The organism is Thermopolyspora sp. NPDC052614, assembly GCF_040678635.1.
In the GTDB taxonomy this organism is placed as follows: Bacteria; Actinomycetota; Actinomycetes; order Streptosporangiales; family Streptosporangiaceae; genus Thermopolyspora.
In genome coordinates this window covers 371,052-391,175 of record NZ_JBFATZ010000002.1, presented here as the reverse complement: position 1 = coordinate 391,175, position 20,124 = coordinate 371,052, and the positions used below count along the sequence as shown (strand labels likewise).

The 20,124-nt window shown below is 69.6% G+C and carries 18 protein-coding genes; 5 read left to right on the top strand and 13 right to left on the bottom strand.

Annotation, left to right across the window (positions count from 1 at the left end; genetic code table 11):
• Positions 1–12 precede the first annotated feature (12 nt).
• Entirely contained in the window at positions 13–438 is a 426-nt protein-coding gene (gene rplK / locus AB0K60_RS05210) for a 50S ribosomal protein L11 (RefSeq protein WP_364048795.1), read from the top strand.
• 18 nt (positions 439–456) lie between these two features.
• Here the strand turns inward: rplK and AB0K60_RS05205 are convergent, their stop codons facing one another.
• The 7 genes from AB0K60_RS05205 to AB0K60_RS05175 form a co-directional block, all read right to left on the bottom strand.
• Entirely contained in the window at positions 457–1,197 is a 741-nt protein-coding gene (locus AB0K60_RS05205) for a cytochrome d ubiquinol oxidase subunit II (RefSeq protein WP_364048793.1), read from the bottom strand.
• A gap of 10 nt (positions 1,198–1,207) precedes the next feature.
• The gene (locus AB0K60_RS05200) at positions 1,208–2,470 is read right to left on the bottom strand and encodes a cytochrome ubiquinol oxidase subunit I (RefSeq protein WP_364048791.1); all 1,263 of its coding nucleotides are present in this window, start codon (positions 2,468–2,470) and stop codon (positions 1,208–1,210) included.
• A gap of 266 nt (positions 2,471–2,736) precedes the next feature.
• Positions 2,737–3,405, bottom strand: a complete 669-nt coding sequence (locus AB0K60_RS05195; protein ID WP_364048789.1) for a response regulator transcription factor — start codon at positions 3,403–3,405, stop codon at positions 2,737–2,739.
• Positions 3,402–4,502 (bottom strand): sensor histidine kinase, encoded by a 1,101-nt coding sequence (locus AB0K60_RS05190; protein ID WP_364048787.1) that lies wholly within the window; start codon positions 4,500–4,502, stop codon positions 3,402–3,404. The genes AB0K60_RS05195 and AB0K60_RS05190 overlap by 4 nt, the downstream gene beginning before the upstream one ends.
• A 138-nt stretch (positions 4,503–4,640) precedes the next feature.
• Positions 4,641–5,849, bottom strand: coding sequence for a type II toxin-antitoxin system HipA family toxin (locus tag AB0K60_RS05185; RefSeq protein ID WP_364048785.1), 1,209 nt, complete (start codon positions 5,847–5,849; stop codon positions 4,641–4,643).
• Positions 5,833–7,437 carry a DUF262 domain-containing protein gene (locus AB0K60_RS05180; protein WP_364048783.1) on the bottom strand — a complete coding sequence of 535 codons (1,605 nt, stop codon included), beginning with the start codon at positions 7,435–7,437 and terminating at the stop codon, positions 5,833–5,835. The genes AB0K60_RS05185 and AB0K60_RS05180 overlap by 17 nt, the downstream gene beginning before the upstream one ends.
• Before the next feature lie 417 nt (positions 7,438–7,854).
• Positions 7,855–8,076, bottom strand: coding sequence for a DUF397 domain-containing protein (locus AB0K60_RS05175; RefSeq protein ID WP_364048781.1), 222 nt, complete (start codon positions 8,074–8,076; stop codon positions 7,855–7,857).
• A 168-nt stretch (positions 8,077–8,244) separates the two neighbouring features.
• Here AB0K60_RS05175 and AB0K60_RS05170 point away from each other — a divergent pair, with 168 nt between their 5' ends.
• Complete coding sequence (locus tag AB0K60_RS05170; protein ID WP_364048779.1) at positions 8,245–10,146, top strand: amidohydrolase family protein; 1,902 nt, start codon at positions 8,245–8,247, stop codon at positions 10,144–10,146.
• 159 nt (positions 10,147–10,305) lie between these two features.
• On the opposite strand, the gene AB0K60_RS05165 is transcribed toward AB0K60_RS05170, so the two are convergent.
• From AB0K60_RS05165 to AB0K60_RS05150, 4 genes are all read right to left on the bottom strand, one after another.
• On the bottom strand, positions 10,306–10,695 hold the full coding sequence (locus AB0K60_RS05165) for a PIN domain-containing protein (protein ID WP_364048777.1): 390 nt from the start codon (positions 10,693–10,695) through the stop codon (positions 10,306–10,308).
• Complete coding sequence (locus AB0K60_RS05160) at positions 10,692–10,958, bottom strand: hypothetical protein (RefSeq protein ID WP_364048775.1); 267 nt, start codon at positions 10,956–10,958, stop codon at positions 10,692–10,694. The genes AB0K60_RS05165 and AB0K60_RS05160 overlap by 4 nt, the downstream gene beginning before the upstream one ends.
• 163 nt (positions 10,959–11,121) lie before the next feature.
• Positions 11,122–12,015 carry a serine/threonine-protein kinase gene (locus AB0K60_RS05155; protein ID WP_364048773.1) on the bottom strand — a complete coding sequence of 298 codons (894 nt, stop codon included), beginning with the start codon at positions 12,013–12,015 and terminating at the stop codon, positions 11,122–11,124.
• Positions 12,016–12,053: 38 nt separating this feature from the next.
• The gene (locus AB0K60_RS05150; RefSeq protein WP_364048771.1) at positions 12,054–14,000 is read right to left on the bottom strand and encodes an N-6 DNA methylase; all 1,947 of its coding nucleotides are present in this window, start codon (positions 13,998–14,000) and stop codon (positions 12,054–12,056) included.
• 222 nt (positions 14,001–14,222) lie between these two features.
• Here AB0K60_RS05150 and AB0K60_RS05145 point away from each other — a divergent pair, with 222 nt between their 5' ends.
• Positions 14,223–15,053 (top strand): protein phosphatase 2C domain-containing protein, encoded by an 831-nt coding sequence (locus tag AB0K60_RS05145; RefSeq protein WP_364048769.1) that lies wholly within the window; start codon positions 14,223–14,225, stop codon positions 15,051–15,053.
• 389 nt (positions 15,054–15,442) lie between these two features.
• On the opposite strand, the gene AB0K60_RS05140 is transcribed toward AB0K60_RS05145, so the two are convergent.
• Positions 15,443–15,886, bottom strand: coding sequence for an ATP-binding protein (locus tag AB0K60_RS05140; RefSeq protein WP_364048767.1), 444 nt, complete (start codon positions 15,884–15,886; stop codon positions 15,443–15,445).
• 980 nt (positions 15,887–16,866) lie between these two features.
• Positions 16,867–17,397, bottom strand: coding sequence for a PadR family transcriptional regulator (locus AB0K60_RS05135; protein WP_364048765.1), 531 nt, complete (start codon positions 17,395–17,397; stop codon positions 16,867–16,869).
• 94 nt (positions 17,398–17,491) lie between these two features.
• Here AB0K60_RS05135 and AB0K60_RS05130 point away from each other — a divergent pair, with 94 nt between their 5' ends.
• The gene (locus AB0K60_RS05130; protein WP_364048763.1) at positions 17,492–18,781 is read left to right on the top strand and encodes a serine hydrolase domain-containing protein; all 1,290 of its coding nucleotides are present in this window, start codon (positions 17,492–17,494) and stop codon (positions 18,779–18,781) included.
• A 162-nt stretch (positions 18,782–18,943) separates the two neighbouring features.
• The gene (locus AB0K60_RS05125) at positions 18,944–20,113 is read left to right on the top strand and encodes an MFS transporter (RefSeq protein WP_364048761.1); all 1,170 of its coding nucleotides are present in this window, start codon (positions 18,944–18,946) and stop codon (positions 20,111–20,113) included.
• Positions 20,114–20,124: the final 11 nt, after the last annotated feature.

The following is a 20,124-nucleotide window of genomic DNA, read 5'->3' as shown; positions in this document are numbered from 1 at the left end:
AGCGTACCGGCCATGGCGAAGAACAAGGTGACCAGGGTTGTCACCCTGCACATCCAGGCCGGTGAAGCGGGCCCGGCGAACGTCGGCAAGGACCTGGGGCCGCTCGGCATCAACCTCATGGAGTTCTGCAAGCGCTACAACGCGCTCACCGCCGACCGGCGCGGGCACGTCGTCCCGGCCGTGGTGACGGTCTATGAGGACCGCTCGTTCGACGTGGCGACCAAGCAGCCGACGACCGCCTCGCTCATCCGCAAGGCCGCCGGTCTGAACGGCGGAAGCCCGAGGCCGGGGCATCAACACGCCGGGACCGTGACCGCGGCGCAGCTCAGGGAGGTGGCCGCGATCAAACTGCCCGACCTCAACACCACCGATCTGGACCAGGCGGTCAAGATCGTCGCGGGTACGGCCCGCTCGATGGGGCTCACCATCGTCGGCTGAGGCACGCCCCGGGCCCGGTCACAGGTAGGAGGGGCCGTCGACGCGGTGCCGGAACGTCCACCACACCCAGGCCTGCGTGGCCACCAGCACCGGGAGGAGGACGAGGATCGCCGGCGCCAGCAGCGGACCGGACGTACCCGCCTCCAGCGGGAGCCGGAACCCGGCGAGCACGCCCACCGCCACGAGCGCCGCCGAGGTCAGCGCGAAGGTCGGCGCCTCCCCCGCGCCGCCGGAGAGCACCGCCGCCCGGCGGTGCGGGGCGCCGTGCAGCCGCAGCGCGGCGAACGCCAGCCCGTGCACGCCGAACAGCGCCGCGGGGACGGCCACCGCCAGCGCCGCCAGCGGCCCCTGGATGCCCAGCAGCACGTGGCTGAGCAGGACCCCCCAGCTCAGCGCCAGTCCCCAGCTCCCGGCGACGATCGCGCCGTCGCACCAGCCCTGCCAGCGGCGGCCCGGCAACCGGCCGCGCAGCCACAGCCCCATGTCGCGGACCACCCACGCCACCAGCAACGCGACGACCGGCACGTGGTTGCCGCTCAGCAGCTCGCCCTCCAGCTTGGGGAAGAGCCCGACGAGCACGCCCCCGGCCGTCACCAGCCACACCTCGTTGCCGAGGAAGAACGGCGCGATGGCGGCGATCACCTCCCGCCGCTCCCCGGGGGTGCGCCCCAGGTAGGGCAGCGCCATGCCGACGCCGATGTCGGCTCCGCCGAGCACCAGATATCCGATCGCGAAGAAGGCCAGCAGGAAGACTTCCACGGTCTGCTCCTCAGAACGTCAGGGCGGGGTCGGGCCGCTCGGGCGTCTCGGCCCGCCGCTCGCCGCCCAGGGTCACGCCGTCCGGCCCGCGCCGGGCGGCCCGGGCCAGCAGCCAGTAATTGATCACGGTGAGTACGGCGAACACGCCGACGAAGGCGGTCAGCGAGAAGAGCATCTGCCCGCCGGTCACCGGCGACATCGCGTCCGCCGTCGTCAGCAGCCCGTACACGGCCCACGGCTGCCGCCCCATCTCGCGGAAGATCCAGCCGCCCAGCATGGCGACGAACGGCAGCGGGATCGACGCGGTCATCGTCCAGTGCCACAACCGGAACCCGCGCACCACCGGCCGGAACAGCATCAGCAGCACGTTCAGCGCCGCCAGCAGGAGCAATACCCCGAACACCACCAACATGGTCATCCCGCCGCCTTGCACCCAGCCCGCCGACGGCAGGTAGTCGCCCGGCCCGTGCAACGCCGTCATCTCGGCCTGCGCCTGGGCCATCCGCCCGGCGTCCCCCGTGAACGCGGCGGCCTTTCCCGGCTGCAGGGTGTCGAACCCGATGCCGCCGAAGGTGCCGGTCAGCACGAGGGCCGGCAGCGACACCCCCACCCCGAGGCGCAGCGACTTGCGGAAGAAGTCCTGCTCGGTGGTACGTCTGCGCAGGTGGTAGGCGCTCACCCCGGCCATGACGAACCCTCCGGCCACCAGCGCCCCGCTCAGAATGTGCGCGAACGCCACCAGCCCCGCCGGATTCGCCACCATCGCCCCGAAGTCGACGACGTGCAGCACGCCGCCCTCACTGCGGTAGCCCACCGGGTTCTGCAGGAAACCGTTGGAGACCATGACCCAGAACGCCGAGGCGTACGCGGTCAGCGTGACGATCCAGATGAGCGACAGGTGCGCCCACCGGTTCAGCCGCTCCCAGCCGAAGATCCACAGCCCGAGGAAGGTGGACTCGACGAAGAACGCGACCACCGTCTCCAGCGCCAGCGCGGACCCGAACGCGTTGCCCGCGAAATCGGTCAGTCCGCTCCACGACAGCCCGAGCTGGAACTCCATGACCAGGCCGGTGACGATGCCCATCGCGTAGTTGATGATGTAGAGCTGTCCCCAGAAGCGGGTCATCCGCATATGTATCGTGCTGCGGCCGAGTGTGGCCCGCGTCTGGATGACGGCCACCAGCGTCGCCAGGCCGAGCGTCAGCGCGACGAACAGGAAGTGCGCACCCGCCGTGAGCGCGAACTGCAGGCGGGCGAGGTCGACGGTGTCCATGTCGAACAGGATTCGGGAATGTCGGTCGCCGCGCGTCGGCCCAGGGAAGGAATGTGGCGTACTTCCCTCGGTCGGCATGTGCCTCCTGGCGTACCGCCCAGGATGTAGACCGGTCGAAGGAGACCCATCCGCAGGCCAGGCCCGCGGCCGTTTCGGCGTCGGGCCCGGGCGTCGCCGAGCCCGGGGGCAGATCGCCGATGTCGATCGTGGGCGGGTGCGTCTGCTCGCCCGCGTACGCTCTTCGCCTACGGTCCCGGCGGACGCCTTCAGGAGGTGAGCCAGCCCGGCGTGATGATCGCCCCCTCGTAGGCGAGGACCACGAGCTGGGCGCGGTCCCGGGCGCGCAGTTTCGTCATGATCCGGCTGACGTGGGTCTTGACGGTCGCCGGGCTGACCACCAGTTTGGCCGCGATCTCGTCGTTGGACAGGCCGCCCGCCACCAGCGCCAGGACCTCCCGCTCCCGTTCGGTGAGGGCGTTGAACTCCGGGCCGGGCTCGGGCCGCTTCACCCGGCCGGCGAACTCGGCGATCAGGCGGCGCGTCACCGAGGGAGAGATGAGCGCGTCGCCTCTCGCCACGACCCGGACCGCGTGGATCAGCTCGTCGGGCTCGGTGTCCTTCACCAGGAAGCCGCCCGCGCCCGCGCGCAGCGCGCCGTACACGTAGTCGTCCAGGTCAAAGGTGGTCAGAATGATCACCTTGACGGCGTCGAGCCGGGAATCGCCGATGATCCGCCGGGTGGCCTCCAGGCCGTCGAGCTCCGGCATGCGGATGTCCATCAACACCACGTCGGGCAGCGTCTCGCGGGCCTTCGCGACCGCCTCGACGCCGTTGGCGGCCTCGGCCACCACCTCGATGTCGTCCTCGTCGTTGAGAATGGAGCGGAATCCGGCCCGGACGAGCGTCTGGTCGTCGGCGAGCAGCACGCGGATCATGAAACTCCGTTCAGCGGTAGTTCGGCGGCGACCCGAAACCCGCCCCCGGGCCGTGGCCCGGCCTCCAGCCTGCCGCCGAGCGCCTCGGCCCGCTCGCGCATGCCGCGCAGCCCGAAGCCGCTGCCCTCGGTGAACGCGGCCCCCGGCCCGTCATCTTCCACCTCGATCAGGATATTTCCAGCTTTGTTGGCAATGGTGAGCGTCGCCGCATCAGTGCCGGAATGCCGGGAGACGTTCGTCAACGCCTCCCGGATGATCCTGGTCGCGGCCAAATCCACCTCGACGGGCACCCGATCCAGGTCCCCCAACACCTCGGTCCGCACCGCCAGCCCAGACGCCTCCACCAGCGCGTCCACCCGCGCCAGGCTGTCCGCGGGCGCAGTGGGCGCGTCCTCATCCACCTGCCGCAAAACCCCCAGCGTGGTACGCAGCTCGCGCAACGTCTCCTTGCTGGTCTCCTTGATCGCCCGCAACGCCGCCTCGGCGTCCTCCGGCCGCTTCTTCAGCCCGTGCAGCGCCGCCGACGCCTGCACATTGATCATGGACACGTTGTGCCCGAGCACATCGTGCAGTTCCCTGGCGATGCGCAGCCGCTCCTCCCCTGCCCGCCGCCGCGCCTCCGCCTCCCTCCCCTGCTCGGCCTCCCGCACCCGCCGCTCGGCCTCCTGCAGATAGGCGCGCCGGTTACGGCTCACGCTCCCACCCGCGATCGCCGCCACCACCCACCCGGCGATCATCGCGAACGCGCTGTCATCCACATGCCTGACGTCGCCGGTCTCCCCCAGCCCCATCGCCAGCACCGCCGTCGCCCCCGTGACGATCGCCGCCGCCAGATGCCCCCGATCGGCGGCCGTGAACAGCGCCACGAACGGCAAAAAGATGATCGGCCCGTCGAGCGACGACAACGGATAGTAGGCGAGCGTCGCCCCCGTCGCCACCACCAGCGCCACCACCGGCCACCGCTCCCGCAGCAGTACCCCCATCATGGCGACGACCGGCAACACCACATCGAGGGCATCGACCCGCACGTCGGCCCGAATCAGCCACATCACGACCATCGCCACCGCCGTGACCCCCACGACGGCAAGCGACACCATCGTTCCCCTCGACACCCTCCACATACGCCGCATCGTGTCCGTATTGTCCACATATCCCGAGCGTTCGGGCCATACACCCACAGTGGTATCCGAGCCACCGGCACGTACAACCCGACGGTGAACGGCCAGGGACACCTGTCAGCGGCGGATCCTGATCAACGGCAGAGACCCGAGACGCTTGTCCATATGGGACCTCACAAAGGACGGCACGGGCAGCTCGCGCTTAACCTGTGGCCAGGTATCGACCAGCGCCGCGACGGTCTCCTTGACCACCCTCGCGACCTGGTCCGTGTCCAGTTCCGCCCGGCGTGCGAGGTTACGGAAGTTGTCGAGCGTGACCAGTTTCGCGATTTTCCCGCCGTTGACCGGGAAGGCCAGTTCCTCCGCCCGGAACTCGTCATAGGACGAGACGGAGACGAAGTCATAGGCAGGTGAAAGCCGGGCGGAACGGCCGTCGACGTACCGCAGCGTCCAGTTTTTGAGATGCGCGTCGAGGTTGCCCATCACCACGATCGCGGTCAGTCTCCGCAGGTACTCTTCGATGTCCTGAGGACATACGGCCTTGATGAACCTGGCCAGCCCGGTGTACGTCGCCCTCTCGTACTTCGTGTCTACGGAGACCTCCCGTACCTGGGCGAAATCCTCCTGATGGACGCGCCCCTCCGGGGATCGGTCGAAACGGCGGACGGCGAAGGCCATCTCCTCGGCGGAGATCAATCCCTCGGGCAGACCCGAGAGATCGGCTCCGGGCAGGAGCCTGATATCGGGCACCTCGATACCGACGAGTTTGGCCCAGCTCAGCATCACGTATTCGTTGACCGGTACCTCGGGGAATCGGCGGTCGGGGAGCTTCACGATCCAGTCCCCGCCCTGTCCCGACATGGGGAGGACGAGCCCCTTCCCTTCCCAGCGCATGGAGAACTTCGCCTGCACACCGGCGAGCGAAAACCGCACCTTCCCAATGCTCTCGCGTTCTGTCCCTTTAGCCAGTTCCGGAATTCCGGTGACGTCGGACTCCGGGACCACTCGAACGGCGCCGGGCAGGTCCTCGCCGATGAACAGGAGGACCTGGAAGTCGTGCGGATTCGAGCGGCCCAGTTGCCTCCCGATGAGGCTTCGCAGCCCGCTGCCAGGCTCGGGGAGCAGGTTGGCGAACCACTGCGGAACCGAACCGCTCGCGGTCCTCCGCTTCTCCGGATTCACCTCGAAGCCCTGTCCGAGGACAGGATGCTCGGGGTCGAAATCCTCGTAGTCGAACCAGGTGTTGCCGTCGAGATAACCGAGCGTGCCCACTCGGCGATTCCCGAGGAAGACCCCGGCGGTCGCCCTGTTAGTCAAACTCGCCATCCTCATCGAATAGAGCGGTCACATCCGGTCCGTCACGAAACCCAAACAGCGCGTGACTCTGAACATGATCGGCGATGACCTGAGTGGTGATCGCGGCACGCCTCTCCAGAAACTGGGACCACTGTGAGGTCAGCAGCAGGCTCATCGCCTTCTCGTCAATGCAGTGACTGCTCAGCACCCGCTCGTCGTATTCGAACTGAATCAATATCAAATACAGGGCGGTGGACTCTCCTAGTGGATGGACCATGCGATTGGCGATGCCTCCACCAAGACCACTGTATTCATCCAGGATCGGAGCCAGAGGGGTCCCGGCTTCGAGTAGTCGAACGGGATCGATCGGCTCGGCGATCTGATTGGGCGACAGAAGCCGGGGATTTCGAGACAGCAACCCCAGAATATTGAGCTTCGCCTGCGCATTGCCGAGATGGGTCTGAGAGAGGTCGGGCGCCCACGGAGTCGGCGGGGGCAGAAGTTGCAGAAGCCGCTGAGCACTTCCGATCGCGTCGGTATGGACGACGCTCGCCGCCCGCCGCAGAGCGATCGTGTCATCCTGCGGTCCGAAGCCGAGAACCGCGCTTCGCCAGATCCACCTGCGAAGGAGCTCGGCGACTCGGCCCTTCGGCGGGCCGAATATCGCCATAAACCTGCTGAGCACCGGGAGACATGGCGTGACGTGAGGGACCAATGTGATGTGCGGTATGTGCGCTTCGTCACGGAGGAAATCGATGACATGCCCGAGTGCCGATTCGGTGGTGGCCAACGAACGACGCCGCTCCTCATGGCCCTTGAACTCCTCGCGAAAATCGCGGTCCACCTGCGGATCCCGGATCGCTTGGAGGCTACGCGTCACGACCTGCTCGGATACCGGGCCGTACCCGAACGTCCCGATCTCGTCAGCGAGCGCGCGCAAGTCGCTTGGCTTCTGGTCGTCCGGCCGCACACGCAGCGCGCGAAACACCTCCACGCCCGTCAGCGGTTTCCCAGAGGTGTTTATCCGATTGAAGACCTCATGCACTATCTTGACGTCATCCCCCGTAATGACGATCATGGGGATCGCGTAGTCGCGGATGGCGGCCACCACTCGATCGGCCGCCGCAATGTGCGCCTCACTCAGATAGGGCCGAGAGCGCAACCATGAGTTCAGCCCGGCAGTATCGAGAACAAGCCTCATGGGCAGGTGCTCGCCCTCGGGATGGACCCGACGCGGCAGCGAAATGAATTCGCCAAGCGCTAAGTCAAAATATATCCGGAAACGCGGATCAACTGTCTCCTCTGTCGCTGTCAACGCGCCGATGAGGCTGATGGTGCGCTGCTGACCGTCGACCATCCAGTACGCGTTGCCCACGGAGGGTGCCTCGATGACGAGATGCCCGATCACGACTCTCCCGGCAGCAGCCGGACGTTGCCAAAACACCAGGCTCCCAATCGGGTAGCCACGCACGATGCTGTCGAACAGTCGGATGACATCGTTGCGATCCCACTGGTAGGGGCGCTGGAAGGGAGGAATCCGAAGCCTCCCTGTTTTCGCGAGCCGCACCAGTTCCTGGGGTTGGATGCTGTCGATGCCCTGCCGGACCGTTCCCGCCATGTCAGCGCCTCCCCCTCCCGTCCACCTCTGCCTTGTGCAGATGCCCTCCGGACATACGGCAACCCTCTCAGGCGGCCATGCTAGTGGTTGCCTAAACGCCGCCTCCTCGCCCGCAACCTGGACGCGCGACAGATTCGGTCTGCCCTCCTCCTGGATGCCTTGCACAGGTCCCTTCTCCGAGGAACGGGGTGGCCGCATCGGCGCACCTGCACGCCGACAGCGGTCATCGTGACCATGTGATGCCGATCCGAGACATGGCGACACCGCCCTGCGGATGCCATCGGCTCCCGGCCACGGCTTCATTGACAAGCCGGACCATGTCGACGACGCCACCGCAGCGAGCTGCGACGGCTGGATCACCTCGACGACGACGGAGTTGGCGCAGGAGCCTCGCGGCTTTCGGCGGTGGGGGTCTGTCTACGCGTGAAAGTCGAACTCGTTGTTGCGGACGCCGGCCAGGAAGGCGTCCCATTCGGCACGGGTGTAGACGATCACGGGCCCGTCAGGGTGGTGACTGTGGCGCACGGCGACACGGCCCGTCCCGTCCAGCACGGGACCGGCTTCGACGCAGTTGCTGCCGCCGCTGGGGCTGAAGCTGCTGATGTGCCAGGCCACTGGGGGCATGTCGGTCCTAGACATCGTGTCCGCCTCGGTCGGGGCCGGTTACAGTCCATCCGCAATCGCACGGATGAGGTCCACGGATTCCGCCGAATCCAGCGAATCTCGACGAATGCGGTCAAATCTCAGAATAAGCTGCTCGACCCCGTCGGCCTCAACATAGATGCCTCCTACCGGGGTATCGCGGTCGTGTTCGGGGGGATCGCCGGGCTGTTGCGCGGCAGGTACGGCGACGCCAAGCGGCTGGACGAGTCGGATCCTCGTTGGAAGTTGTTCGCGCTGGATGTGCTGTCGGCCGCCCCGGTGTTCACCCGGCGGTTCAAGGCGACGGCGACGCAGGTCAAGCCCGCGCGAGCGTTCGTCGCCGAGTTGCTCGGGAGCGGGCATCCCCGGCTGGACGACGCGGTTCTCCTCACCAGCGAGCTCGCCGGGAACGTCGTACGGCACGCCGTGGAGCGGGAGTTCGACGTCTCGGTGTCGCTCGCCGACGGCGGCGTGCTGGTGGTGCGGGACTGCGGGTCGTTGAAGATTCCGCGGCCGCGGAACGCGGCCGACGACGAGGTGGGCGGCAGGGGGCTGGATCTGGTGAACGCGCTGGGGCGGCTCGGTGGGGCTTTCATCGGGACGAGGTCGGGAGCACGGTGGTGTGGTTTCAGTTGGGGTAGGCGTGCCGTGCGGCTTGTGAGCGACTCAAGGCGGCGGGTTGAGTGCGTCACAAGCAGGTCGTGCGAGAAATACGGCATCGCTACTCGCAATCGAGGGGGAAAGATGTCCCAGAACGACCTGATCATCACCGGTGGCCACGTCATCACCATGGACCCGGCGGTTCCCGACGGGCCAGCGAGCGTGGTGGTGCGTGCCGGTCGCATCGTGGATGTCGTGCCGGCGGATCGGGAGATTCCGCAGGCGGCGGAGGTCGTCGATGCCACCGGCTCGGTCGTCCTGCCCGGTCTCGTCGACACTCACCGCCACACCTGGCAGTCCGCGACGCGGCACTTCGGGCTCGATTTGAACCTGATGGACTACCTTCAGGCCGCGTTCCTGCAGCTCGGCCCGGCGATGCGCCCGGCTGACGTGCACGCCGCCACGCTCCTCGGCGCGCTCGGCGCGATCGACTCGGGCATCACGACCCTCGTCGACTGGGCGCACATTCAGAACACGCCCGAGCACTCGGACGCGGCGGTCGCCGCGCTCCGCGAGAGCGGGATGCGTGGAGTCTTCGCCTACGGATGGCCGCAGGTCGATCCGCTGCGCTGGGTCATGGACAGCGAAGCCGAACTGCCGGGTGACATCCGGCGGGTTCGGGCGGAGCTGGCCGATGACAACGCGCGGGTGACGATGGCGCTGGCGGCACGCGGCCCCGAGATGTGCCGGATGTCCGCCGTCAAGCGGGATCTGGACCTCGCCCGGGAACTCGGCCTGCGTACCACCATGCACCTGAGCAATGAGGGCGGTGTCCGCGCCCTGCACGAGATCGGCGTGCTCGACGAGACCGTCACCCTCGTGCACGCCTGTGGCTGCGGCGACGACGAATTGAAGCTCGCCGCCGACCTGGGCGTGACGGCCAGCGTTTCGCCCCTGATCGAGATGACCATGTCCGGTCTGGGAACCCCGGCGACCGGACGTCTCAAGGCGGCCGGTGTGGTGACCGGCCTGAGCGTCGACACCGAGATCGCCACCTCCGGCGACCTGTTCACGCAGATGCGCGCGGCCCTCGCCCAGCACCGCCAGGCCGGGCATCCTGAGCCGCTGTCCGCGCGTGACCTGCTCGCCATGGCGACCATCGGCGGTGCCGCCGTGGCCGGCTTGAACGACCGGACCGGCAGCATCACCCCGGGCAAGAGCGCCGACCTCATCGTCGTGGCGGCCGACACGGTCGCCACCGCCCCGGTCGTCGAGCCCACCGCCGCCACGGTCCTGGCCGCCCACCCGGGCCTGGTCCGCACCGTCATGGTCGAGGGCCGTCTCCTCAAGCACGACGGCGTCCTCCTCGCCCCGGTACGGCAGGCCCTCGACGCCGCCGCCGACACCCTGGCGTACCTGCGCCAGGCCACCCAGGGCGTCTTCCCCGCCGCGACCGCGACGTCCTGAACCCGCGGATGTCGCGCGGCGGCCGACCCCCGAGCGCAGCCGACCCGGCCGAGCCGTTCCCACAAGGTGAACCGGCCCGGCGGGCGGCTGTTCCGGCCGGCCTCCGTCGCGTGGTTCCCGGAACGGCCGTCAGGGCTCGGGTGATCGAGTTCTGCGTCGTCACACGTCGATGATCTGTAGCTTCGGATCGACCTTGGCGATGTCCTGCCGGTCACTCGTGACGACCGCGTGCCCTCGGTCGCGGGCGCACACCGCGACGTGGAGGTCGACCACATCGCAGTGGCCCGAGCGTCCTGCGAGCAAGCCGATCCTCAGAGCGGACGACTGTTCCAGGTCGACGATCTCGACGTGCTCGGTATCGGAGAGCAGGTAGCGGGCCAACTGCGCCTGTCGAGGGGTGCCTCGCCAGCATTGCGCCAGGACGCTGACGGGCAGCGCGACCGGGATGCCCCGCCGTTCCGCCCGATCAAGGATGTGTCGCATGCGTGGATCCCCGCGCTCCAACGCGATCAGCGCCCCGCTGTCCAGCGTCAGCCCACGCTTGGTCACGCGGCCGCGTCCGGCGTAGCCGTGGTGTCCGGGCCGAAGATCGCGTCGAGTTCGGCATCGACCTCCTGCTTGACCTCGTCGCTCACGGGCCCGAACTCGGCGTCGAGTTGATCGAGGAGGGTACGCAGGCCGGTTGGGTCATAGCAGAGGGTGATCGCCTCTGCGACGAGGGCGGACAGGCTTGGCGCACGCCCGGCGGCCACGGCGCGCTCAGCCAGGGCGTGCACCTGATCAGGCAGGCTGATCGAGATTTTCACCGTCACCCATTCATGGTAGTACTCCGGTAGCACCGAACCCGCTCAGCATGTCGCCTGCGATCGCCATCACATTGGTGATTTCCCTGACACGGACTGCTGTGGAGACCAGGTTCAAGCGGCGGGCGGATGGGCCGAGACCGGCCAGCGGAGGACGATCAGCGATGGACGGTCAGCAGAGGACGCGGCCTACCATGCGGGCGTACATGCGGCCGGGGCTGGGGACCGTTGGCGGGTGGAGGAAGCCGGGGAGCATGGGGAGGTCGACGGCGAAGGGCTGGAGGCGCTCGTAGAGGGCGTTGGCGTCCGGGGGGCGGGCCTCGGGTTTCTTCTCGAGGAGCTCGTCGATGAGGCGGGCGAGTTCGGCGGGGACGCCGGGGACGGACGGGGGGCGTTCCTTGACCTGCTTCTCGAAGACGGCGTACTCGGTGGGGCCGGTGAACAGCTGCTTGCCGGTGAGCATCTCGTGCAGGACGCAGCCGAGGGAGTACAGGTCGCTCTGGGCGCCGGCCTGGCCGCGTTGGATCTGCTCGGGCGACATGTACGCGGGGGTGCCGAGGAGCTGGCCGGTGCGGGTGAACTGGGCGACGTCGGCGTCGCGGAGGAGGGCGAGGCCGAAGTCGAGGACCTTGACGCTGCCGTCGGGGCAGAGCATCAGGTTGGTGGGCTTGAGGTCGCGGTGGCAGATGGACAGGGCGTGGGCGGCGGACAGGACGGCGCAGGCCTGGGCGGCGATGGCGGCGGCCCAGGGGACGGGGAGGGGGCCGTGTTCGCTGACCAGGTCGGCGACGGTGACGCCCTCGATGAACTGCATGACCTGGAACAGGCGTTGCTCGTGGGCGCCGAAGTCGTACAGGACGGGGGCTCCGGGGTGTTCGAGGCGGGCGAGGATGCGGGCCTCGCGGATGAAGCGGCGCTCCAGCTCCTCGTCGGGGCCGCCGGGCAGGCGCAGGAACTTCACCGCCACCTTGCGGTCGAGGTGCTTGTCGTGGCCGCCGTAGACGGCGCCCATGCCGCCCTGGCCTAGGGGGAAGTCGTCTAGCTCATACCGGTCGCCGATGACCATCCGCCCCTCCCCGTGACCTCTCGGGAAAAGTTACACCTTTAGCCACGTGGTCGCAGGTGGCCGACGGACAGCCCGTCGAAGCCGAGCCGGATCAACCGTTCGCCGAGTGCCGCCGTCTCGCGCAACGTGTCCTCCAACAGCACAAGTTCCCGGAAGGCGCGGCCGTACGCCTGCTGATCGGCGAGCGGCAGGCGGGGAATGCGCGCGCGGCGGGCGTCGAGGCGGCTGGAGCCGGAGTGGCCGCGGGGCGGGTGGGCGTTGCTCGCGAAGCGCAGGAAGCCGGCGAGGAAGTGCGGGTCGAGGCGCTTGGTGTTCACCCGGTAGAGGTTGAGCTGGGGGCCGAGTACGGCGCCGCCCTCGGTGATGACCCGGGCGGTGACCTCGCCGGTGGCGTAGCCGGTGACGACGTCGTCGGGTTCGAGGGTGACCAGGCCGTCCTCGGGGGCGGTGCGGCCCGACGGCGGCGTGCCGTACGCGACGTCCTCGGCGGTCAGCACGGGCAGTTCGCCGTCGTCGGTGGCGAGTTTCAGCGGCGCGTGGTGGATGGTGAGCAGCCCGGCCTTGGCGAGCTCGCCCACGGTGGTCGCGGGCAGGGGCGCGGGGGCGTCGGCGAGCACGTCCACCTCGGGCACGCCGTGCGGCAGCGCGGAGGTCACCTCGCGGAACCGGTCGCGGACGGCGGAGAACGCGGCGGCGAGGTCCGCGCCGCCGTACGCGGGCCGGTGCCGGCCGGGGCTGAGGTCCACCTCGTCGTCGAGCAGGTCGATGATCCGTACGGCCCGGCAGCCCGGCGGCGCTTCGGCGTCGGGGTCGTCGCGGCAGGCGGCCCAGGCGCGTTCGACGACGGCGAGGTCCTCGGACGCGTCGGCGATGAGGATCTGGGACGGCGGGCGCTCGCCGACGTCGGGGCGGCGCAGCAGCCACAGGTCGGGGCCGCCGGGCAGCAGGGTGGCGACCATGCGCAGGGTGCCCGCGCGCAGCAGGTTGGCCCGGATGCGGCGGCCGGCGCGGCGGCCGGCCGCGGCGCCGGGCATCAGGATGGCGACCAGGCCGCCGGGCCGGACGTGCGCCAGGCAGTGCTGCACCCAGGCGAGCTCGGACTCGCCGCGCGGGGGCAGGCCGTACTCCCATCGGGGGTCGCCGGTCAGCTCCTCGTAGCCCCAGGCGCGCTCGTTGAAGGGCGGGTCGCAGACGACCGCGTCGGCGCGTTCGCCGCCGAAGCCGTCCTGGCGCAGCGAGTCGCCGGCGGCGACCCTGCCGGACGCGCCGCCCAGCAGCAGCCGCGCGGCGGCGATCCGGGCGACGGCCGTGCCGACCTCCTGGCCGACCAGGCGCAGGCGACCGGGGGCGCGGCGGTGGGCGGCGAGCAGCAGGGTGCCGACGCCGCAGGCCGGGTCGAAGACGGTGCCGCCGTCCGGCGTGACCAGCCGGGCCAGCAGGTCGGCGAGCTCAGGGCGGGTGACGAACAGGCGGCGCGAGTGGGTTTCGACGTAGCGTTCGCACAGGTACTCGAAGGCCTCGGCCGGGCCCTTCTCCCTCGCCAGCTCCGCGATCGACCGGATCAGCGCGGGGTCGCCGATGGGCCGGCCCGGCTCGCCCGGCAGGTCGCCGGTGGCGGCCTCGACCGCGGCGGGCAGGCGGTCGGCGAGGTCGGCTCGGGGCTCCAGGTCGCGCCAGGCGGCGGGGTCGCGGCGGAGGAAGAGCAGGAACGTGCCCGCCCAGGCGACCGTCTCCCCCAGGCGCAGATCGTCGTCGAGGCCGCGCAGCCCCTGCCAGACCCGGTCGGCGAGGGACACGTCGTACACCTTGCCGTTGCGGCGCAGCCACTCCTCGACCTCGTCGAGGGAGAACAGTGGGCTGGAGGACGTGCCGCCGACTGGCTGGGGGAAGTCGACGTAGCGGCGGCGCCAGTTGCTCACCGCCGCCCGTCCGACGCCGGCGAGACGGGCGATGTCGCCCGCGTTCACGGTAGCGTCGTCCTTCATCGTCGATCTCCTCTGCCAGTCGCGCCGTACGCGCCGTTCGCAGGGCCCTCGCCCCCGCTTGTACGGTGGGCGGGCCGGGGCGCGGGGCGATGGCCGTGCGGGTCACGCCGCATGGGCGTGCCGCGTCCGCCGACCCTGTCCGCAGCCAGACTAGTTCACAGAAGTTTAATGGTCTACAGCGGACTACTTGTGAAGTGCCTCAACCGATGATTTACTGCCCTCATGGCAGAGACAGCGCGATTCGCCCTTCGTTACGCCGCCGGCTCTGACGTGGGTCGCCGACGCGAACAGAACGAGGACTCGGCGTACGCCAGCTCGCGCTTGCTCGCCGTCGCCGATGGTATGGGCGGGCACGGCCACGGGGAAGTGGCGAGTTCCGTCGCCATCGCGGCGATGGCCGCGCTCGACGACACCCTTCCCGACCACGGGCCGGAGGGCATCGACCTCGTCGCCGCCGTCGAGGCGGCGGTCAAGGAGGCCAACGTACGGCTGCGCGAGATGACCGGGCGCGACCCGTCGCTGAAGGGCATGGGCACAACGCTCACCGCCATGCTCTGGGACGGTACCCGGTTCGCGCTGGCCCACGTGGGAGATTCTCGCGCTTATCTGCTTCGGGGGAATGTTCTTTACCAGATCACGCAGGACCACACGCTGGTGCAGTCCCTGGTGGACGAGGGCCGCCTCACCCCCGAGCAGGCGGCCGTGCACGCCCGGCGGTCGATGCTGCTGCGGGCGCTGGAGAGCAGCGGGAACGTCGAGCCCGACCTGTCGCTGCGGGAGGCCAAGGCCGGGGACCGGTACCTGCTGTGCTCCGACGGGCTGACCGGCGTGGTCGGGCCGGAGGCGCTGTACGAGGCGATGACCACCATCTCCGATCTGAAGGAGTTGGTGTGGCGCCTCATCGAGATGGCGAACGACGCGGGCGGGCCGGACAACATCACGTGTGTGGTGGCGGACGTGGTGCAGGTGGGCGATCTGCGCGAGGACGACGACACCACCGAGATCAGGCTCAACGTCGGGGCGTCGTCGGAACTCTCGCATCATCTGGAGTAGACGCTCCTGTTCGTCGGTCGCCGGGAGGCGCTGGCGTGTGCGGCGGCGAGGGCCGGAACGGCGGAGGGCTTATTCAGGGGGGCCTTATTCGGGGAGCGCCGCCTGCCATCGGGGCTCACACCTTCACGCGGCGGCAGGGATGTCCGTCGAAGACATTCCGCCCGTTCTCCGCGTCGCGTCGGCGAAATGGTTCTGGTATGCCAGGGAATCGCCCACGATATACCGCTTGAGGCGGGTTGCCGCGAACCACCGACGCCACATGATCTGGGCAAACGCCGCATTCTCCGAGAACCGCTGGCGCCATGCCGCCTGAGCGGGCGTTGCGTCGCCGCGAACCACCCACGCCATTTGGCCCGGGCGAGCGCCGCAGTCACCGGAAATCCCTGACGCTATGCCGCCTGGGCGGCCGTCGCGGCGGAGAGGTGGAAGTACACGTTCTTGCCCCAAGCCGTCGGCTCCCAGCCCCAGTAGTCGGCCAGCGCCGCCACGATCGCCAGGCCGCGCCCGGATTCGCCGTCCATCGTCAGGCACTTGCACTCGACGTCGTGCCCGGCCGGGTCGTGCACCTCGACGCGGAGGTGGTCCCCGCAGCAGATGATCGCCAGCCAAACCGGCTCGCCGGGGACGCTCGCGTGGATCACCGCGTTGGCGACCAGCTCGCTGGTGAGCAGGATCGCGGTGTCGACGTCGATCGCGGTGCCCCACTCGGCGACGACCGCGGACACGTGCCGGCGGGCGATCGCCACCGAGCGGAGGTCCGGGTCGAGGCGGAACGTGTGCGACAACGCGGTGCGGCGGGGGGTGGGGCGCGGTGTGTCCGGAATCGCCGTCACCGTGCACCACCCAGCCGTGTCGCCAGGGTCGCCAGGGTCGCCAGGAGCGTCGGCGGGAGAGGCGGGAGAGGCGGCACGGGCATCGGCGCGAGTGCCGGTACGGCCGCCGGCAGGGCCGTCGATGCGGGCATCGCCGCCGCGGGCGTCACCACCACGGGCGATGGCGCAGGTGTCGAGACGGGCGTCGACACGGACATCGATACGGGGCTCGATACGGGATTCGACGCAGGCGTCGAGACGGGCGGCGGTGCGGGCTCCGGCATGGGTGTCGCGACGGCCGCGGGCGCTCCTGACTCCGCGTCTGACCGCACCGCCGAAAGCGACGGATTCGTACGAGGCCGGGACAAGGCCAGCGGGCCGCCCGTCAATGTGATCGCCCATCTCGCGAACCTCCAGTCACATGGGCCGCCCCGCCTGGCCCACATGAGCGGGGCCGGGCGTTCCTGACAGGCCGCACCCTTCTATTTGACTAAAAGTCAGGTCAATAGTCAAACGATTGTCAGGGCTTTTCGGTTCACGGGCTTCGAGTAATCTCGGCGATATTTTTTCCGAGCCTGTGTCCGAGGTCACCCCTGGCTTCCCACGGGCAACAAGGACCTCCGCCGACCCCACTCGTCTCGCTCCGAAACCTTTTGCTCCTCGTTCTCCTCGAGTATGTTCACGTCCCGCTTTTCGCCATCGCGTGACGACTCAATCACCGACAACAATCAACTTTCCGCACATATTTCCCAGAATCCGATTCCGAGGCCGAGGTCTTCGAGAACGAATCGGACGCGGATCCGGGGCGCGCAGGGGTGTACGCGACCCCCTTACACGAGGTTGTCAGGAGCGGAGTCAAGACTCTTGCCGGGTCGCGGCGACCGGCTGCCGCGACGCCGGCACGGAGCCGGACGTCGCAAGGCGGCTGATCCGCAGAGCCCCAGCCGCACGCCATCGACCGGATGCCACGCACCGGATCGATCCGTTCTGACCCGTTCGGCTCAGCCGACCTGGAGCAGATCGCGGAGGCGGTCCAGGAGTTTCTCGTCGGCGTCCAGAATCGCCTCGACGTTGTCGAACAGGGCCTCGGCGATCGGCGACAGCCCGGCCTTGGCCGCACGCCCCCGGGCGATCTCCGCCCGTTCGGCGAGGACGGCCTCACGCGCCGCGCCGATTCGTTCCAGCACCTGGTCACGCGGCAGCAGGTGCAGCCAGGCGGCGGCGAGCGCCATCTCGCTGCGGGTGGAGTGCGGCGGCCTGGCGAGCGCGTTCAGCAGCAGCCGGTGCAGTTCCCGCCCGCCCGCCTCCGTGGTGGCGTAGACGCGCCTGAGGCGGTCGCCCGTGCGCTCCTCGGCCTCGGTGCGGATGAGGCCGTCCTGCTCCAGCTTGTTGAGGGCGTAGTAGATCGAGCCGGGCTGCACCGGCGTCCAGCGGTCGAGCCGGCCCTCGTTGATGAGCTGCAGGATCTCGTATCCGTGCATGGGCCGCTCTTCCAGCAGGCCGAGCACGAGCAGGCGCGCGGCGGACGACAAGGACTCCCCCTCCCGGCCGATATTCAAGCTTGACTATAGCAGCCACCACCATCTTCAATGTTGGTTATTCCACGTTGACTATCGGAGGTGAAGCATGCAGCCGCCCTGGCGCGGCCCCGCCGCGCGCATGCACGAACTAATGGCCGCCTACGCACGGCTCGGCCGATTCAGCGGAGCCGTTCTGGTCGCCCGCGACGAGGAGGTGCTGTTCCGCAAGGGGTATGAGCCCGCGAGCGTCGAGTACGGCGTGCCCAACACCCCGCGCACCCTCTTCGCGATCGGGTCCCAGACCAAGGCGCTCACCGCGATGGCGATTCTGCTCCTCGAGGACGACGGCGCGTTGCGCGTGGACGACCCGCTCGGCGCGTACCTGTCCGACCATCCGGAGGGCGACCGGATCACGCTGCACCACCTGCTGACCAACACCTCCGGCATCCCGGACTACATCAGCACCCCCTGGTTCGCCCGGCTCGCCGGCTCGGCCGCCGCCGAGGACGAGGTGATCGGGCGTTTCCGGGACCTGCCGCTGGAGGCGCAGCCGGGCGAGCGGATGATCTACAGCAACTCCGGCTGGATCCTGCTCGGCAGGGTGATCGAGAAGGTGTCGGGCCTGTCCTACCGCGACTTCCTCAAGCGGCGGGTCTTCGCTCCGCTCGGCATGACGAGCAGCCTGATGCCATCGCGGGACCAGGTGGTACGCGGCATCGCCACCGGTTATCTGCGCGCCGACGGCCGGGTGAGCCGCGCGCCGTACGTCGACGTCTTCTGGCTCGGCGCAGCGGGCGGGGTGTACTCGACGGTGGAGGACATGCACCGCTGGGCGTGGGGGACGCACGCGGGCCGCCTGCTGCCGCGCCGGGCGATGGAGCGCATGCTCACCCCGCACGTCCGGTTCGAGATGGGCGGCTACGGATACGGTTGCGTGCTCGGCGAGGACCGGATGGAGGTCTCCGGGGGCATGTTCGGCTTCGTCGGCCAGACCGTGCGGTACGCCGACGGCCTGATCGTCGTGGTGTTGTCGAACTACGAGAACGCGCCGTACGGCGAGATCGGCGACGCGCTGGCCGCCATCGCCCGGGGCGAGCCCTACGCGCTTCCCGAGGAGCGCGCCTTCGTGCCGATCGACCACGCGCGCGTCGAGCCGTGGCTGGGCCGCTATCGGCTCACCTTCGCGGGCCGGACCTCGGTGCTCGCCCTTACCCTGCAGGACGGCCGCCTGTACGCCGAGGTCCAGGGCCTGAAGAAGGCCGAGGTGCGGGCCCTGTCGGAGACCCGGCTGTTCACCAGGATGAAGGGCGAGGTGGAGCTGGCGCTCGACCCGGCCATGCCCGAAGAGCTGTCGATCACCTGGGCGGGGCACGCGCTGACCGCCCGCCGCCTGTAACCCGTCTCACCTGTCGAGACAGATCCGTCCGATCAGCGGCCCGTGCCGGACCCCGCCGAGATCGCCCCCGGGCGATACGTCAGGCTATAGAGCTGAACGTGTTGGTTAGGGGTGGATGTGGCGGTTGGAGGTGTGCGTCCGCCGGGCTCCCGTATCTCCGGGATGTTCGGAGGACGTCGAGGTGTACTGCTGGCCCACGCGCTGCTCATCCAGGCGCTGACGTTCATCGTGCGCCCCACCATGTCCTACCGTGCGCTCGAACTGAACGTCCCCACGGCCTGGCTGGGGGTCCTGTCGGCCAGCTTCGCCTTCGCGCCGCTCGTGCTCGCCCTGCCCGTCGGCCAGGCGGTCGACCGGTTCGGGGAGTGGCGGGTGGCGGCGGCCGGGGCCACGCTCGTGACCCTGTCCGGGGTCGGCTTCCTGGTGCTCGGCGGCAGCGTCGGCGGGCTCGCGGCGGCGGGCGCGGTGTTCGGGGTCGGGCACCTCGGATGCGTGGTCGGGCAGCAGGCGCTGGTGGCGAACACCACCGACCGGCGGGGATACGCCACCGCCTTCGGGCACTACACCTTCGCGGCCTCGCTGGGCCAGGTGGGCGGGCCCATGCTCATCGCGGCCTTCGGCGGGGAACGCGCCATTCCCGACACCCGGCCCATCTTCCTGTGGAGCATCGCGCTCGCCGCCGTCCTGGTCGGGTTGTCCCTGCTGCTGCCGCGCGCCGACCGGTCGGCCGAGCGGCGGGAGCCCGGCGCCGGCGGGCTGCGGTCGATCGTGCGCGCGCCCGGGATCGCATCCGCGCTGATCACCAGTTGCGTGGTGCTGGCGGCGGTGGACATCGTCCTGGTCTACCTGCCCGCCCTCGGCACCGAACGCGGTCTCGCCTCGGGCACGATCGGGGGGTTGCTGGCCGTACGGGGGGTGGCGTCGATGGGGTCGCGGCTGTTCCTCGGCCGCCTCGCCGAAGCGGCCGGTCGGCGTCGGCTCCTGGTGGCCAGTACGGCGGCCGCCGCGCTGGCCCTGCTCGCGGCCCCGCTGCCGCTTCCGGTGTGGGCGCTGGGCTGCCTGATGTTCGTCATCGGCTTCGGCCTGGGCGTCGGCCAGCCGCTCACCATGGCCTGGCTCGCCGAGGCCGCCCCGCCGGGGCTGCGCGGGCGGGCCATGTCGCTGCGCATGGTCGGCAACCGCACAGGCCAATTGCTCATCCCCAGTACGGCGGGCCTCGTCGCGGCCGGTCTCGGGGCGGGCGGGGTGCTGTGGCTGACGGCGTTCGGCCTGGGCTGGGCCGGTCTCGCCGCCCGGCGGCTGCCGGCCGATCCCGCGGCGCCGTCGTCGTGACCCGGCGGGGC